Genomic DNA, 18308 nt, shown 5'->3' with positions numbered 1-18308 from the left:
GGGTGTAACCGAAACGATAGTAGTAAAACCCGCCCCTACACTGCCAATAATGGAGCGGCTTGTAATAGGGTTTGGGTATAAGGATGCTGGGGATTGGTAAACAAAGTTTCCGTTTTTGCCATTTCCACAATCTGACCCCGATTCATCACCGCGATCGCGTCACAGAAAAACCGCGCTACCCAAAGATCATGGGTAATAAATAAATAGGTTAACTCAAATTCTTCTTTTAGCGATCGCATTAATTCTAGTACCTGCGTCTGCACAGTTGCATCCAACATACTCACGGGTTCATCACAGATAATCAAACTGGGGCGAGTAATCAACGCCCGCGCGATCGCGACTCGTTGCTGCTGTCCCCCGGATAAGTCCCTGGGATAGCGGTGGTAATAGTCTGCAGGGGGAGTTAAGCCCACCCGTTCTAGCATTTCCATCACCTGATGTTTCGCTTCTATGGGTGTCGCCAAGTTGTGGATAAACAAGGGATCAGCAATACTATCACCCACTGTCATTAAAGGATTCAGACAAGCCAAGGGATCTTGAAAAATCATTTGAATATGTCGCCGCATCTTCCGTAGAGATTTCCGGTTCAGTTGGGTTAAATTTATGCCTTGAAATTCAACAGTACCAGAGGTGGGCGGAATGAGTTGCAAAATGGTGCGCGATAGTGTACTTTTGCCACATCCAGATTCTCCCACAAGTCCCAAAACTTGACCCGGATACAGGTCAAAGCTAACCTCATCCACTGCTTTGATAACTTGAGGTTCGCCCGAAAACAATTGGGCGATAAAATTTTGTTCTAAGGTAAAATACTGCTTTAAATTTTGCACTTGGAGAATGGGTGTCTCTAGAATGTTCTCCCCCGGCGTAGAGACGTTGCATGCAACGTCTCTACATTGTTCGTGATCATTCACCGTTTGCATAAGCAGCGCCGCTTGCAGGAGCGATCGCGTATACTCATGCTCAGGGTGGTGTAAAATATCCCCAACTGCCCCCATTTCTACCAGTTTGCCCTCATACATCACCGCCACGCGATCGCAATATTCCCCCACCATTGCCAAGTCATGAGAAATTAACAACAGCGCCATATCCCGTTCTTGGCAAAGTCGCGTCAGTTCCTGTAAGATCTGGGCGGATACAGTGACATCTAAACTTGTGGTTGGCTCATCCGCGACAATCATTTTAGGATTGAGTAAAAGGGCGAGTGCGATCGCGACTCGTTGCCGCATTCCACCACTAAATTCATGGGGATACTGTGACCAACGGTTAGCGGGTATCTTCACCGCTTCTAGGGTTTCAATTGCCTTTTGCTTACTTTCAGAACGCGATAAGTGAGGTTGATGGGCTTGTAAGGTTTCCAGACAATGATCCCCAATCGTCATCAAGGGATCAAGACGTGTCATCGGATCTTGAAATACCAGCGCCACCACTTCCCCGCGAAACTGGCGCAGTTGAGTTGGGTTCAATTCAAAAACAGAGTGTCCTTTAAATCTAATTTGCCCTTTAATCTTGGTGGCTTTTGGCAATAACCGCATCGCCGCGCGTCCCAAAGTGGATTTGCCACACCCCGACTCTCCCACCAATCCCAATCGTTCTCCGGGATTCAGGGTAAATGAGACATCATTCACCGCCCAATAATCAGGATTACTCGGATAGGCAATGTGTAAATTATCAATACAAAATAAACTCATAAGTCAATTGTAGGGGCGGGTTTAGGCACTCAAAACCTAGCTTTCACCTTCTGCACCGCCAGGGCGTATGATAGCGTCGATCAAATAGCCTATTTCGGATTGTGTCGTTGCCAATTTCCGCCGACGCGCCGCATCAGGTAAGCGACACCAAAATCCCCATTGGGATGTTCCGCTAATTTTTCCCCCAACTCAATCACCTGCGCCGCTAAATCACTCCCTAATTTGTCAACCGTGGCTTGGCGTTCTTTTTGCCAAAGGTGCTGTTCTCGTGCTTTACTCTGCCATTCGTTGGTAAAAAGTTGCTCAATTACGGTATGGAGTCCCAAACTTTCTAGAATGTCCCACTCCCCGTAATCGCACCAAATCCCGCGACAGTGAGAACACCGTTCCACATAAAAGGGCGTCTTGAGATTAACTTTAGCGCGAGAGAGATAGCGCTGGCACTCTGGACATAATGCGGCTTTGGTATCGAAAGGTGACTTGACAAAATTCACATTTAATGAATTTGGGGTAAGATCAGGCATTCTCTGAGCAGACGGTTGATGGGCTTGCCATGCTTCATACTCTTTGGCAGGAATCCAAGTGCCTTTACACTCTTGGCAATACTTCACGGCAAACTGATGCTCTAAATAGCCGTCTAAGAGTGGGACTTTTCTACATTTGGGACATTGCACCGATTTTCTTCCTCAAAACACCTGTCCTTATTAAAACTCAAAACTCAGACGTAGCATTCTATGTCTCTACAGGGTTGGGGCGGGTTTAATTACATCTGGGTGGCAAGAAACGATAATGGTAAAACCCGCCCCTACACATTCAAAACTCAAAACGCCCCCCTCGACAGGACTGGACGAGAGCGCTACAGTTGAAGCATGACACCACAGTATTGGATCAGGGTGTTCAGGCGATCGCGGATGATAGCCACCCTAGACTGAACAGTTGCAGAATGTCGCGCTGTCCGCAACATTAGTATATCGGTTTCTAGCAGTCGGATATGTCTATGGATTTCGGTTTGCCTAGACTGCCATGCTGAGACTTGTTCCTCATTGACCTCATCGGGACTGAGCGTGATAATTCGCCCTTGAAAGAGCTGTTTCACCGCCTGGAAACGCTCCTGGATCTCGGTTTTGTCTAACTCTTGACTCTGGGTGCTCTTGTGCAGGGTCTCTAGGACTTGTTGAAAGTCCTGATAGGATTGCCGTTGAGAGGGGACTAACATTATGAGACAGGTTGGTCTAGAATAAACGTAAAGAATCTTGTATTTTTGTTTATAAATGCAAGAATTTGCCACCAAGCTGAGGATCAGGTTTGAGTCTGAAATTCAGCTAGTATTCTCATCGCAGAGCAACCAGAGGAGGAGCCGTAATGGTGGTGTGGTACTGCCAAAACGGATTTCCCCTAAAACAGTTGCTGTTTGCTGTTTACTGTCTTAGCGACCCGCTATTGACAACCATCTGCAAAAAACCTAGGGTGTTGGCTTCAACCAAGTCCTTTGGTTATTCAAGATTTCCCTGGAAATAAAGTCCGTGACAGAAGCGACGTGTTGCTTCTGTACCGAATCCGAAGGATAGATATTTGGTAGTTCATGTTACTATTTCTCATCTAGGTCTAATTACTATACGGATAGTCTAGGGAATTTTGACCCGTTTCTGGAATTCACAAAAGCCAATAAATATACCACTAAATAGAGATCTTACTGCCATTACCGTTCAACCATCCTTATTATTGATAAATCTATCAGGGAAAAAATTATGAGTGCAACTGTCCTAACCACCACCTATAACCTAGACGTTCCCGACTGGTTGCAGGACTGTTTATCAACAGCCTCTGCCACCTCTGACCCATCAGCGCCGGATGAGGCGGCGTTAGTGGTGCGGGCGTTTGAATTTGCTTACCAACTTCATTCACAACAGTATCGAGCCTCTGGAGAACCCTATATCGCTCATCCTGTGGCGGTTGCTGGCTTATTAAGAGACTTAGGCGGCAACAGTACCATGATAGCGGCGGGCTTACTCCATGATGTAGTCGAAGACACGGATGTCACGCTGGAGGAGATTGAGTCAATATTTGGTGCAGAGGTACGCCATTTAGTCGAAGGAGTCACCAAACTCTCTAAATTTAACTTCTCCAGTAAAACCGAACGCCAAGCCGAGAACTTCCGCCGTATGTTCCTCGCCATGGCGAAGGATATCCGGGTGATAGTGGTGAAGTTGGCAGACCGCTTGCATAATATGCGGACACTAGAACATCTTAAGCCAGAAAAACAGCGTGCGATCGCCCAGGAAACCCGCGAAATTTTTGCCCCCTTAGCCAATCGCTTGGGGATTGGGCGGTTTAAATGGGAGTTAGAAGATTTATCCTTCAAGTATCTTGAACCTCATGCTTATCGCAAAGTACAGGAACTGGTCGCTGAACGGCGTCAAGACCGGGAGGAACGATTAGCCCAAGTTTCGCAGATTTTGCGAGAGCGCCTTACGGAGATGGGCATTCAATGTATGGACTTGAGTAGTCGTCCTAAGCATCTTTATGGAATTTATCAGAAGATGCAGCGCCGCAACAAGGAGTTTCACGAAATTTATGATTTAGCCGCGATGCGGATCATCGTGGAGAGCAACGAAGAGTGCTATCGCACATTAGCTGTCGTCCATGATGCCTTTCGACCGATTCCAGGTCGGTTTAAAGATTATATTGGCTTACCGAAACCCAATCGTTATCAGTCCCTACATACAGGGGTGATTGGCTTCCATGGGCGTCCCATCGAAGTGCAAATTCGCACCCTGGAAATGCATCGAATTGCCGAATATGGGATCGCTGCACATTGGAAGTATAAAGAAACCGGGAGTTCTGATCCGACCCAGATTGGTGACGACGATGATAAGTTTACCTGGTTGCGGCAGTTGCTGGAATGGCAGAATGACCTGAAAGACGCCCATGAATATATTGAAAGTGTCAAGGATAATTTATTTGACGATGATGTCTACGTCTTTACCCCCGATGGAGATGTGGTATCCCTGAGTCGGGGCGCAACCCCCATAGACTTTGCCTATCGGATTCACACCGAGATTGGCAATCACTGTGCTGGGGTGAGAATTAATGGTCAGTGGCGAGTCCTGGATACGCCGTTGAAAAATGGGGATATTGTAGAAATTATTACCCAGAAAAATAGTCACCCCAGTTTAGACTGGTTAAACTTTGTCGTCACCCCCAGTGCTAGAAACCGGATTCGCCAATGGTACAAGCGATCGCACCGGGATGAAAATGTGGCGCGAGGTCGAGAATTGCTGGAGAAGGAACTGGGTAAAAATGGATTTGAATCCTTGCTCAAATCTGAACCCATGCAGTCCGTCGCCGAACGCTGTAACTATCAGAATTCTGAAGATTTAATGGCGGCGTTGGGGTATGGAGAAGTCACCCTGAATTTAGTGGTCAATCGGTTGCGCGATGCGGTGAAAGCTTCACAACCTCTGGAAATTGAACCCGCAGAAATAGAAAATTTAGTTCCACCGCTACCGACAGCGAAAGCGGCGAGTGATCAGTGGACGGTTAAAGGCGAACCCATTGCGGGCGTCGAGGGATTAATGCATCGGATTGCTGGGTGTTGTAACCCGGTTCCCGGCGAACCCATTATTGGTACAGTCACCCGATTGCGGGGAATTTCGATTCATCGTCAAGGGTGTCCCAATGTAGAAAATATTGAGGGAGATCGATTAGTTCCAGTGAGTTGGAATCCGAGGGATCAGGAGAGTGGGCGTCCCCAAACCTATCCGATTAATATTCAAATTGAAGTGTTGGATCGAGTCGGAGTTTTGAAGGATATTCTCTCCCGCTTAAGTGACCATCATATCAATGTGCGGAAAGCTCAGGTGAAAACTCAAGACGGTAAACCCGCGCTGATTGATTTGTGTATCGATATTCGGGATTACGGACAATTGCAGCAGAGTTTCGCTCAAATTAAAAAGATGAGCGATATTTTGAATCTGCGGCGGATCAGCGATATTAATGAATGAACAGGTTAAAGTTTTAGAGACGCTTCTTGAATTGCGTCCGTAGGGGCGGGTTTTACGACTATCGTTTTTTACCTCACCCAGATGCAACTAAAAGAGCCCCTACCAATGTGTAGGGGCTCTTTTCACGACTATCGTTTCTGACTCAGAATTAAAGCTCGATACGTTAGGACAAAGTGTTGGGATCAATTCCCAACTCTTGCAATTTTGCCATTAACGCCTGATTGCGTTGCCGTTCTTCCTCTAGGTTGTTGGTCATCGCGTCAGCGCGTTGGCGTTCTTGTTCGGCGCGTTGGCGTTCTTGTTCAGCGCGTTGGCGTTCTTGTTCAGCGCGTTGGCGTTCTTGTTCGGCTTGTTCCGCACTCCACAGCAACAGGTTTCCCGACTCGTCCCACCAGCGTAACCAATGGCTTGTTGAGCCTAATCGAGTGCCATACCAGATACCTAAAAATAGTCCCAATTCAGGAATCCAATAGCGTCCTTCCGCTGTGGGTTGTTGCAATAGGTATCGATTATCTTGTAACCGACGGACTTCTAGGATTAGTTCTAGGGGATTAAAGATGACATAGGTGGGAACTTGAAGAATTTGCTCATAGAAGTACAACTTACCATAGGGAAACGTTGGTCGTACTGAGTATTCTCCTGTTTCCGTTTCTGACAAAAACTCCATGACTATCCCAACTGGACTTCCTTCCCGATTGGGGGTATAGCTGCGACGAATTACGCCTTCTGCAACCGGTAATACCTGGGGTACATACAGCCAGTCTGGTGCTTTGACCACGATTCTCCGATTTACCGTCGCCACAAGCCCAAAATTAGAAGCGATTAACATTTGCGAATTCAGGCGATTGGCTGCACCTAAGGCGTCTGTCACTGCGGCGGCGAGGGGGGGTTGTTGAATGTTTTCCACGGGATCATCAGGCAGGATAAAATCGTCGGGAAGCTTTTCCCAGGTAACTAGGGGTTCTTGGCGTTTGGTGGAGGTTGGAGTTTGCAGAACCATCTGAGATTGTTTAACCTTGGCGGTTGTTATATCTTCTTGTAGCGCTAAAGCGCCGACTACGAACGGAACGGTGCGATCGCAGTATTCCCTATAAACTAAATCTTACCTCTTGTACACCCTATACAATCAACAATGAACCATGAACCATGAACATTGCACCATGTACCCATTTCGGCTTTGTGCGATCGCGCTCTCTCATCTTTCCCGGTTGACTCAGACAATTGTGGGACTATTGCTCCTTTTTATTACCTTACTCGGCTGGTCTTCCCCGGTTCAAGCCGCTAGCCAAGTTAGTCCCCAATTTGAAGAACAAGTGTTGCAAGTGATTCGCGAACACCCAGAAGTAATTCTGGAATCCGTTCAGGCGTATCAGCAGCTTGTCCAACAGCAACTCCAACAAGCCCAGCAAGCGTTTGTTGAGGAACTTAAAACGAATCCTCAAGCCGTTATTGGGGAGTCACCCACCACGGGGGCGTCTCAGTCCAAGATTGTCATGGTGGAGTTTTCCGATTTTCAATGTCCCTATTGTGCTAGGGCGCATAAAACGGTGCAACGGTTTATGGCAAAGCATCAGGATCAGGTAACGTTGACCTATAAGCATTACCCTTTAGCCTCAATTCATCCCCAAGCTATCTCAGCAGCGAAAGCAGCATGGGCGGCGTTTCAACAGGGGAAGTTTTGGGAGTATCACGATGTGCTGTTTACTCAGCAGGAAAAACTAGGGGAATCATTTTATATTGAAACAGCCAATGGTTTGAAATTAAATGTAGATCAATTTAATCGCGATCGCAATAGCCAAGCAGCAGAAACGGCGATTAGTCAGGATATTCAGTTAGCTGAGAGTTTGGGAATTACTGGGACTCCCTTTTTTGTGATGAATGGGGAGGTATTCACCGGAGCAATAGAACTAGAGGAGATGGAGAAACGTTTCACTCGGGTTAAACAGTCGTTATAAGTAGGGCTTGCTGAATCAGTATTGTGGTGAAGGGAGGGAACAGGGGAAGTAGAGGGAGAGATTTAATTTTTCCACCTACTTAAGGCGTAACCTCTTGTAGTTGGTTTCCGGGATTAAGTTCTGATGTTTTTTCATTCGTTTCGGTAGAGATGAACGGTTCCGTAGAAAAAGGATCAGATGATTTCTCTGGCTCCTCTGGCTCCTCTGACTCCCTCCTCGCCAGTTGAACGGTTCTCTCAACTTCTTCCTTAAAATGCTGCTTTTGCGAATATTCAGCCCTCTTAATTTGAGCCGTCTCGTAGACAGATGTACCTGGCGGAATCTGCGACAGATAGTTCAACGCGCTTTTAAAATCTCGTTTTGCGGCTTGGTTATAGGCTTGTTGTAAAAGATATTCCGCTTTAATTCGTTGTTTTTCTTCATATTCGGCTAACTTCGGTTGAATTGTAGCCGCCGTTGTTGTCTCTGGGGGAATTTGGTTGAGCAAGTTCAAAGCGCCAATAAAATCTTTTTCTTGGGCTTTGGCGTAAGCTTGATCCAGTAATTGTTTCGCTTCAGCTTCTAACTCAGGTTTGGCTTGTTCAACCAGTGACTCAACTTTACGCCGCCAGAAGCGCACCCCATCCATTTGGCGAGCAGCTTCCAAAACATCTCGCCATCGCTTCTCCTTGAGAGCTTGTTCAGCGGCTTGGTATTGAGCTGCTGCTGTGTGCCATTCCCGCCGCCACCGTTTGAGGCTGGTGATAGAATCCTGATACAAAGCACTCTCTTGGGGAATCGATTTAACCAGTGCGATCGCCTGTTGAAAATTTCCCGCATCATATTCTGCCCTCGCTCGTTCTAATCGGTCAAGGTCAGGGTTGGATGGAACAGCATTCAACAGAGAATAAAGCCCAAATGAGATCACCACAGTATTACAGGCGGCTAGACTCACTCCCATACCCTTTAACAGAGGGGGTAGCTGGAAAAACCAACGGAAATCAAATAGCGTCGATTCGGTTTGGGGTTCTAATACGACTCCATCCGATGGTTTTGTGTTACTCACTGTAGACTGCTGCTCCATACAACCTATCCAAAACACTTATCTTTGTTGCATTTCGGTGTTTACTTCCTGCTGCTTCGGGGACTCTTGATTGCTTACCTGTGTTCAAGTCACCCTCATTTTCCATATTTCTATAGATGAACAATTTTTCCGGAATCCCAGGTACTGGAATTAATCGCCGCCAAGATTGACTTTAGGTTAGTTATGTGTATAAAGGGTTTAAAACGCGATCGCACCCTTGGTAATCAGCACATCTACACAAGCATCTGCTGCAACTAAGAAATTCTCCAACCTACTAAGAATGGGCTTATTCTTCATTCGATGACTCTTGTGGAATATCTAACAGTGGCGAGTTACCCAGAGCATCAAGTCTTGCCCAATTAAAGCCAATGTGGATTTCATGGAGTTGAGCTAATCGTTGGTCAACCGAAAGAATAAACTGCTCAGCATCAGGGCGCTCAAACTCTTGAGTGACTTTTGGTACTTCAGTGATCACGGTTTCTGTTGCCAAAAAACTGTAAATTTTATTTCTCAACGCTACATATTCTCGGTATTGCTGGAAATTTTTCATAAAGTTTTCTTCATATTTAAAAATTCGAGGAATTTCTCGAAAAAATAATGCACTGGTTGAAGCCACGAGAAAAATAGTAATCAATCCTTTATTCGCTTGTTTCCATCCCTCACGAGTAATTATAAACAAACAAATCCCCGCTCCTATCCCCGCACCAGCAGCTAGAGAAGTCGTGGTGTAGTAGCGTCGATAAAAGGATTTCATGATTTGTTCATGGATTTCAATCCGGGCGTGTACTTCTTGAAGCTGTTGATCTATTCTCTGAAGTTCAGCCTTAGAAAAGCTTGCTCCATTGGTTGATGGCTGAAAGGAATTTGCCGGATATTTTAGCGGTTTATTTGAGTAGTTTTGCCAATCTGATAGCCACTGATTAGCTCGGTGTTCAGCCACTCTTTCTTTAGAGAAATAAGCTCCAACTAGAATAGCCAACAAGGTTAAAATAATCAGAAAATGTCCCATTACAGTTGGCTGCCCCTGCTTTTGCTCATCATATTGGAGCAGAGCGATTTTTAACCCTCTCCACTTCTGGCGAGAATTTCCCCGTTCTTCAATGGCTTCGGTAACTTCTATAGAAGCGGCTTGATTGACAGGAACAGAGGTATCATTTAGTGCAGAGGCTAAGGATTGGAGTTGATCTTTAGCTTCTGCACTAGAATTCGGTGTTTGTTCACAAGGCTGACTCATGGGGATATCCTCTCCAGGCAGGTTAATAAATAATGTAGGAGGGAAACTTATATCTGTTCTGTGTTTGGATGATTTATCCTCCCTCCACTGAAACAGCTTGAATATAGGTCTTACTCATCTTTATGACTGATATCCGAAAAGTTGGCGAATATTTGTCACATCCTGACTTTTTACGGGAAGTCTAGAAACCTCAATAGGGGCGGGTTTAGTCACATCTTTTGTGCAATCGAAAAGATAGTCGTGAAAAGAGCCCCTACAGGTTACTTTTCACGGGATCTGGAAAACCTCTCTCCATCCCCCCTCGAAGGTTATGAAGGGTCAAAACTCCCCCATCTCTTTACCAAGGACTACCAATCATCGTAAACGCCGCCCAGTAGTAAGGATGAGAAAAATCTTGATTACCTCTGCCTTTTAGTTCCGGGGGTAAAGGAATTCCCCCCATATCAATACCGTGTAATTGACCATTCTCCAGACGCACCTGTCCCCGTAGCATAGCAACTTGGGCGCGTTGCAACGCCTCTGCTTTAATCGTCACTTCCGGTTGACTCAATTGCCGATAAAACTCACTCATCAGCACCAATGTACTGCCATCATTGACATACCAGAGACTGGCTAAGGCAGATTTCACTCCTGCATTCACCGCTAATCCCGCAAACCCTAACTCCGCATTCATATCGCCAATAGCGGTACGACAAGCACTTAAGACTAATAACTCCACTTGAGGCGACTGATTCCAACCGATTTGCCTTAGCTGATTTAACCGGAGTTTTTCATCCCAGAGTTGAATATAGGAATGACTGGGGTCATTTGGTCGGAAGTCGGCGTGAGTGGCGAGGTGGATAATCTCAAACTGCTGACGTTGTTGTTTCAGGTTATTTAGGGTAAATTCTTCATTTAAAAACGATTTACCAGACCATAATTCCTTAGTAATAATCTGCAATTCCTTCGGTACAGCGGGAAGCGGGGGTAAATCTTCAAATTTAGACGCTCCCATGGCTAAAACTTGGGCATTTTTGATTGTGTTATAGCGGCGATTGGTGAGACTAATGCTGGGTATAGAACCAATTGAATATTTTTCTACAAGAAATTGATTGCCATCGTGAAGTGCTGCCATGGGAATTGTCCGTAAACCTGCGTCCATAGAAAAGATCAGCGTATCAATTCCCTGTTCTTCTAGCTCAGATTCTAGAGGGGCAATCATCCAATTATAAAGTTGTTGGGCGGGGGCGAGGTAGGCTTTGGGGCGATAGGCATCGGTGACGGTTTGGCGGAATTCTATCAAGGTTTGCTGTAATTCTTTGGCATTGGCGGTTGGGATTCTTTTGCGAATAGGATAACCTTGAGGAAGAACTAACAGCAGTTCTAGATGGTTGGTCAGTGAACGTACATAGACAACGCCAGAACTCTTTCCCGTTTGCTCCTTTAGAGTGATTAGGGTGTCTCGCAAGCCTTCGGCGGTGATGATTTCATGGCTTAGATTTTGCTGGAAATACTTCTCAAATTGCTCCTCAAACAGTTGGTCAGTCTGACCCACTGATAATGAAGTCTCAAGATTGATCGCGAGAGTTCCTGGAGTGTAAAAGCGCTGCACAATCCTTTTTTCTCCAGTTTCTGGATCTTCCTCAATTTCGATTTCGGCTTCTAAACCCTGCCCAATTATATTGTTTAAAGACTCACTAATATCTACGTCTGTCTCTAGTTTGGGTTTGGCTTCTCGAATGAGTGATTCATCGGGAATGAAAGGGACAGGGGATGATAAAATTTGTATCCGTTCTTCATCCTGGGTATGGCTGAAGAAATAGACTTGATTGGGTACAATTGTTTGGTCTGGTGTAGTATCACCTCGAGTCATTGCGCCTCGGATACCGTTGGTTTGGGAATTACCAACAATAAATGGAATGATTCCCCCATGATGGATAATAATGCTGCCACCGTCTGTTCCTCCAGCCGCAGAAATACTGGCATTGATACCATTCTGGTCGATGAAAGATTCAGTCGCCCGGAAGAAATGGTTGGTTGTAATTTCAACGTTTCCGCCTATACCGTCGAAACCCTGAGTATTAATGTGGCTAACCCTAATAGTGTCATCAGCATTTAGCTGAATATTACCCCCATTACCAGCAGCAGAGGTGTCAAGAATACCTGTGGTAATTTGTCCGTTGTGGCTGAACAAATTAATCCCGCCGGCGGCAATAATATTACCCGTTGTGATGGTATTTTGGGCTGTGATATTTATCCCTTCAATATTATTGGTGGTAATATCACCTTGAACTTCTAAACTTTGCAACGGATTCAAACTACCAACCTGATCATTAAACTGAACAATACCACCACCGGGATTAAGGGTGAGATCGTAGGTTCCGTCAACCGTGCTATTAAAAATAATCATACCGGAGTTGGGGATACTCACAGAGAAATCTCCAGGTAAAATCAGGGGACGATTGAACGTAATCTGGTTACCTGCATTAAGCGTAATTAGTCCTGAAGTTCCAGACGCAGAACCTGAGTCTAAATCCCCAGTTGTGATATTGTTACGGGCATTCAGTGCGATCGCGCCTCCTTTGCCTATACTTGATCGTGTGTAAATTGTCCCCGCATTCGTATTAATATTTCCCGAAAGACTCGTCAGCGTCACCGCTGCACCTGGATTATTAATATTACCTGTGATAATATCTTGGTTCGCCAGTAGCGTAATAGTTCCGTTTCCGGTTAAAGTAAACCCAGTGGTATTGATCGAACCATCACCCATTGGCGATCGCAACGTCACCGAGTCATTAAAGGTAATATCATCAGCTAGGGTAATTGCACCACTGCTGTCATTACGTCCTATAGTGATAGACTCGAAACCATTTTGCAAGGCGTTGATATCACGGGCTGACAGGTCTAGCTTTTCTGTGTTAGTATCTGTTGAACCATTAATCGCGATCGCGTGACTGGGATTAAACGGTTGTAAGGTCAAATTCCCATTCCCCGCTACATTCCCGAAAAAATTAATTTCGTCACCCGTTAATTGAATATCGCCAATAATAGTAACGTCATCACCATAGCTTTGACCCGATTCTCCAGTTGTTATCACATTTCCCCAGATTTGAGTGATACCCCCTGCATCGGTAGTCAAACTCTGAACCGTTACAGAACCCTTAAATTGAGTGATACCCGTACTATTGACGCTTAAGTCTGCCAAATTAATCCGATTACCCACGCTATGATCAAATGTAATAGTACCCGTACCCGAATTTAGGGTCAGGTTTGGGGTATCAGCCGTGACACCATTAAGCGTATTGTTAAAGATAATATTACCGCCAACCGTCATACCTGTGGTCGTAAATATTGTATCCGGTTGGAGCAGAGTAACATTACCATTAAAGCTGATATTACCACCGTTTCCAGAACCCGCTGAGGTATTAATAGAACCCGGATTGATAGTGGTAGCCGTAAGATTAATCTCTCCACCATCCCCAGTTGTGGCGCTAGTGTCGAGGATTCCCTGATGAGTGTCGATAGTCCCGTTATTACTGGTTAGGGTAATTTTCCCACCTGGATTAATAATATCGCCAGTAATAATATCTTGGTTTGCTTGTAGCTGAATCGTGGCGTTATCGATTCCGGTTAAGGTATAATCGGCAGTATTTATAGAACCTGAAGCCATCCGCGATCGCAAAATTACTGGATCATTAAAGGTAATATTATTAGCTAAGCTAATTGTGCCACTACTATTCGCGCCACCAATAATAATTTGTGAAAAGCCATTTCGCAAACTAGCCAGTGCATCAGTATCCAAATTTAATGTGCCAACAGCAGTATCGCCAATCGTGATTCCTAAACTGGGGGTTAACGGTTGTACCTGTAATTGTCCTTTACCCACCACGTTAAACGTATTATCAATATCTAGCTTATCTGTCGTTAGCGTCAGGTTTCCCGTTTGTGTTCCTTGTCCCAAGACTCCATTTTCAGCTAACTGAATTCCATAGGAATCACTTCCAGTACCACTAATACCAATTACATCTACTGTTCCGCTATTGGTTCGCACCTGAGACGATTTCCATATCCGTACTCCTTGATTATCACTTGTACCCATCCCGCCAGTACCATTTAATATTATAGTTCCAGTTCCAGTGGCTTCCACAATGGAATCCAAAGCAACTTCTACCCCATCGCTAGCAAAAGTTGAACCTTGTCCGATTCCCGTCAAATTGATATCGCCATCGACTGAATGAATTCTAATATTACCAACACCAATAACAATACCATCATTGGCTTGAGTTCCTGTGCTACTTCCTGTACCATTAAAGGTTATCATACCACTCCCTTTGGTTTCGACAGTGAGACCCATACCACCGGAAAAGTTATCAACTCGAATGCCACTATTTTCATTTCCTGACCCTTGTCCTATTCCTGTTAAACTAATATTGCCATCAATTGAACTGATGTTAGTATCTGCTTCTAAAAGAAAAATTCCCCGATTGTCATTTCCCCCCATCCCGCCTGTTCCCCTCAGCGTGATATTGCCCGTGGTGCTTTGAATTATTGCCCCGGTTGTGACTAAAATACCAAGGGCAGAATCTGTACCATCGAAGCCTTTACCTGTAATCGAAATATCACCTATACCCGAATTGAGTTGAGCACCCTGAAGATAGACACCAGAAGCTTCAACTGATGTAGTTTTACCTGTACCCACAGCAGGATTGGTCAACGGATTACTACCACCCCCCAGAATAATATCGCCGCCATTAGAATTGATAACTGAACCAAAGTTGAGGAAAATAGACCCTGCACCACTCCCATCTCGGTCAGCATTGAGAATAACATCTAACTTCCCTATATTATTAGCTGTTATATCTGCACCAAAATCAAAATTAATACTATTATTCGCTTGTAAATTTAGGGCAGTATCAGCCGTCCCTGAATACCTGATATTCGCATTCAGATTAATATCGTTATCGGCAAAAAGTGTCAGGGACAAGTCACTACTCCAAGTAATCGGATCATCTACAGTAATCGATCCCGCACCTGACAAACCGGAAGCTGTGGAAACGGTGACATTACTTAAAGCCAATTGATTTTCCAGAGTCGTCGTATTCAGTGTAGATGGAGTCGTCGTAGTGTCGGAAAATATACCCCCAGAAAACATCATACTCCCGCTATTCGTTGCGGTACTAATCGTAATATTTGTTGGGTCTAATAATAGCGTTCCTACATTACCAGCAGGCGCTAACAAATCAGCCACGCCTTGAAAATTCAAAACCTGTTTTCCTGAAACTTCTACAAACCCCCCATCACCGCTATTAAATCCACCACGGGCGCTAATGTTACCCAAAAATTGGGTAATTTCATCTGACCAGAGAATCACTTGTCCACCATTACCATCAATAAGTGCATCCGCATTAATCACTGAATTGCGACTCACAAACGTATGTAAAGCATTGGGAATAGTACCGCTTCCCTGATACTCTCCGCCAATCCGTACTGTACCCCCACCATTTGCACCAGAGGCATGAATCGTCGCATCAACAAGTCCCACTTTATCGCCCAAAATATTAACCTCACCCCCAATCTGTGGTGAAGCTGAAAAGTCTGGCGTAGATACATCTAACTTACCGGAAATAATCGCTGTTCCGGCTTCAGTGGGTAGAGTTATCTCAGATTCAGTTAACTGCACTTCGTTAGTTTGAGAAACAGTCAATCCCGTTTCTACAGTCTCCGCTGTACCCGTTAGCAATATGGGCAAATCTAGGGGATTTAGCTGTAGCGCTTCATCGGTATTACTTGGACGTGAGGAAATCTCCAAACTTAATAGGCTCCCCGGTTGACTAATGCGGACTAAATTTTGACCCGGTACAGCCGCAACGGTAATCGTTCCCCCAGGTGCGGTGAGTTTACCTGTGTTAATCACAGTACCCCCCAAAAGGGTTAAATTCTGCCCCTCGGCTACCGCTAAATTACCAGCATTCACAATACTCCCCACCGGGGAAACATCAAAGACAAATTGATTGGGAACACCCACTAAACTTTGGTATTCATTGTTACCCAAAGCATTGAACCAATTATTATTGCCAAACCCAATACTCGTAGCCGTGGTTGCTGTGAAATCAGCCGGAACATTTAACCGGGCGTCTGCACCAAAAACAATTCCCGCTGGGTTCAGTAAAAATATGTTAGCATTGCTCCCAGTAACTTGGATTAAACCATTAATAATCGACGGATCACCCCCCATCACCCGCCCTAAGATATTGCGAGTCTGGGGATTCGCCAGAAAATTGGCAATCTGACCGGAATCGAGTCCAAACTGCTGGAAACTATGAAACAGATTTGCCCCATCTGCGGAAACGCTACCTCCCTGAATATCAAAGCGGTTACCATCTGGTGTAACCTGGGTTCCTGTTCCATCAGTCGCTGGTGTAATCGGTTGGGAGAATAGCGGCGTCGGTGTGAACGCTGCTACTAAGCAGAAGGGGATAAGCAGTCGATACACGGTTTTCATGGCGATTGTTCCCTATCCAATTATTAAATCTCTACCCGGTAAACCTGTTGCATTCCTGAAATTGAAATTATTAACTTTATAACACAAGTAATAGTAAAATAATTGAGTATTAATCAGTATTTTTGAGGTTAATAATACTTTAGAACTGGCTCTCCCGTACTTGTGGTGGAAAAGCCTATATTAGTGATAGCTTCCCTAAAAACATTGTTTTGAAAGTCTTGCCCCACAAAGTTTCCAAGAATAATCAGGTTTGCTTATCACCCTAGGTACGGGAGAGCCAATGAGCAGGTGAGTATGGCAACATAAATGTTGTTCAATGAGTTAAAGATTGTCAACGCGCACGAGTTCCGCCTGTTCCCTGTTTCCTGTTCTCTGTTCCCCGATTGCAACCGTTAACTTTAATTTTGTCCGACTAGGTACAACATACTATGGTATTATCAGTTAGCAAAAATCTATAATTCGGTAGCAGATCACCCCTATCTCAATCATGGTTGCAGTCGCGATTTTAGCAGCAGGGCGCGGGACACGAATGAAATCCAAGTTGCCCAAGGTATGTCACAATTTGGGTTCCTTGTCAATGGTGGAACGAGTTCTCAAGAGTTGTCTTGGTGTCAATCCGTTGCGGTGTCTTGTGATTGTCGGCTATCAAGCAGAACTTGTGAAAAATTCTCTCGCCCAGTTCCAGGACATCGAATTTGTTGAGCAGACTGAACAATTGGGAACCGGTCATGCGGTACAACAACTCCTACCCTACTTAGAGGGATTTACTGAGGATTTGTTAGTCTTGAATGGCGATGTTCCCCTATTGCGCCCCCAAACGCTGCAACAATTATTAGAAACCCATAAAACCCATCAAAATGCCGCCACACTCTTAACCGCGCAACTCCCTAATCCTCAAGGATATGGGCGAGTTTTTTGTGATGGTCAAAATCTGGTCACCCAGATTGTGGAAGATCGAGACTGCACCACAGCACAAAAGCAGAACCGTCGGATTAATGGGGGAGTCTATTGTTTCAATTGGCAGAAATTGGCAAAAATACTGCCAAATCTACAAACGAATAATGACCAGCAAGAATATTATTTAACTGATGCGATTCATGAACTAGAACCCGTAATGGCGGTTGATGTGGAGGACTACCAGGAAATTTTAGGGATCAACAACCGCAACCAGTTAGCCCAAGCTTACGAAATTTTACAGGATCGGGTGAAGGAAGCATGGATGAGTGCAGGAGTAACGTTAATTAATCCCGATAGTATTACCATTGATGACACGGTAGAATTAGAACCGGATGTGATTATTGAACCCCAAACCCATCTGCGGGGAAAAACAGTGATTGGTTCCGGGAGTCGGATTGGACCTGGAAGTCTGATTGAAAATAGTCAATTAGGGAAAAATGTCACGGCGCTGTATTCGGTGGTGAGTGATTCTGTGGTGCAAGAGAATAGCCGAATCGGACCCTATACCCATCTTAGAGGTCATGTAATCGTCGGGGAATCCTGTCGGGTGGGTAATTTTGTGGAACTGAAAAACACTCAAATTGGCGATCGCACGAATATCGCCCACCTCTCTTATCTGGGGGATGCGACATTGGGGAATCAGGTGAACATCGGTGCGGGAACGATTACCGCCAACTACGATGGGGTACAAAAGCATCGCACCCAAATCGGCGATCGCACGAAGACGGGTTCCAATAGTGTCCTTGTTGCACCCGTAACCTTGGGTCAAGATGTCACAGTAGCGGCGGGTTCAGTCGTAACCGAAAATACACCCGATGATTGTCTGGTGATTGCGCGATCGCGTCAAGTCGTCAAACCGGGTTGGCGTCTCAATGTTCCAACCCCGTAGGGGCTTGCGTAGGGGCTTGGTTCCCAAACCCCTCAAA

10 protein-coding genes are annotated in these 18308 nt (G+C 45.3%); 3 read left to right on the top strand and 7 right to left on the bottom strand.

Annotation, left to right across the window (positions count from 1 at the left end):
- Window positions 1-35 precede the first annotated feature (35 nt).
- The 3 genes from ACLGGO_RS18100 to patD form a co-directional block, all read right to left on the bottom strand.
- Window positions 36-1688: an ABC transporter ATP-binding protein gene (locus tag ACLGGO_RS18100; protein WP_446420346.1), complete on the bottom strand. Its 1653-nt coding sequence runs from the start codon at window positions 1686-1688 to the stop codon at window positions 36-38.
- 89 nt (window positions 1689-1777) lie between these two features.
- Window positions 1778-2362, bottom strand: coding sequence for a zf-TFIIB domain-containing protein (locus tag ACLGGO_RS18095; RefSeq protein WP_446338264.1), 585 nt, complete (start codon window positions 2360-2362; stop codon window positions 1778-1780).
- 182 nt (window positions 2363-2544) lie between these two features.
- The gene (patD, locus tag ACLGGO_RS18090) at window positions 2545-2904 is read right to left on the bottom strand and encodes a heterocyst frequency control protein PatD (RefSeq protein ID WP_446420345.1); all 360 of its coding nucleotides are present in this window, start codon (window positions 2902-2904) and stop codon (window positions 2545-2547) included.
- A gap of 532 nt (window positions 2905-3436) precedes the next feature.
- On the opposite strand from patD, the gene ACLGGO_RS18085 reads away from it, so the two are divergent.
- Entirely contained in the window at window positions 3437-5692 is a 2256-nt protein-coding gene (locus ACLGGO_RS18085) for a RelA/SpoT family protein (RefSeq protein ID WP_446338262.1), read from the top strand.
- A 163-nt stretch (window positions 5693-5855) separates the two neighbouring features.
- Here ACLGGO_RS18085 and ACLGGO_RS18080 read toward each other — a convergent pair whose 3' ends face one another.
- Entirely contained in the window at window positions 5856-6692 is an 837-nt protein-coding gene (locus tag ACLGGO_RS18080) for a Uma2 family endonuclease (RefSeq protein ID WP_446420344.1), read from the bottom strand.
- 160 nt (window positions 6693-6852) lie between these two features.
- Between ACLGGO_RS18080 and ACLGGO_RS18075 the strand changes: the two genes are divergently transcribed.
- Window positions 6853-7647 carry a DsbA family protein gene (locus tag ACLGGO_RS18075; RefSeq protein WP_446420358.1) on the top strand — a complete coding sequence of 265 codons (795 nt, stop codon included), beginning with the start codon at window positions 6853-6855 and terminating at the stop codon, window positions 7645-7647.
- Between the two features lie 79 nt (window positions 7648-7726).
- Here ACLGGO_RS18075 and ACLGGO_RS18070 read toward each other — a convergent pair whose 3' ends face one another.
- The 3 genes from ACLGGO_RS18070 to ACLGGO_RS18060 form a co-directional block, all read right to left on the bottom strand.
- Window positions 7727-8710, bottom strand: coding sequence for a hypothetical protein (locus ACLGGO_RS18070; protein WP_446420343.1), 984 nt, complete (start codon window positions 8708-8710; stop codon window positions 7727-7729).
- A gap of 286 nt (window positions 8711-8996) precedes the next feature.
- On the bottom strand, window positions 8997-9944 hold the full coding sequence (locus ACLGGO_RS18065) for a hypothetical protein (RefSeq protein WP_446338259.1): 948 nt from the start codon (window positions 9942-9944) through the stop codon (window positions 8997-8999).
- A 337-nt stretch (window positions 9945-10281) separates the two neighbouring features.
- The gene (locus ACLGGO_RS18060) at window positions 10282-16425 is read right to left on the bottom strand and encodes a CHAT domain-containing protein (protein ID WP_446420342.1); all 6144 of its coding nucleotides are present in this window, start codon (window positions 16423-16425) and stop codon (window positions 10282-10284) included.
- Window positions 16426-16912: 487 nt separating this feature from the next.
- Here ACLGGO_RS18060 and glmU point away from each other — a divergent pair, with 487 nt between their 5' ends.
- A complete protein-coding gene (gene glmU / locus ACLGGO_RS18055; RefSeq protein ID WP_446420341.1) occupies window positions 16913-18271 on the top strand; it encodes a bifunctional UDP-N-acetylglucosamine diphosphorylase/glucosamine-1-phosphate N-acetyltransferase GlmU in 1359 nt (452 codons plus the stop codon).
- The last annotated feature ends 37 nt before the right edge of the window (window positions 18272-18308 follow it).

The sequence above is a fragment of the Coleofasciculus sp. genome (genome assembly GCF_046565525.1).
In the GTDB taxonomy this organism is placed as follows: Bacteria; Cyanobacteriota; Cyanobacteriia; order Cyanobacteriales; family Coleofasciculaceae; genus Coleofasciculus.
Note: the sequence above shows the minus strand (reverse complement) of the source record. Positions and strands in the feature narration are given on the sequence as shown.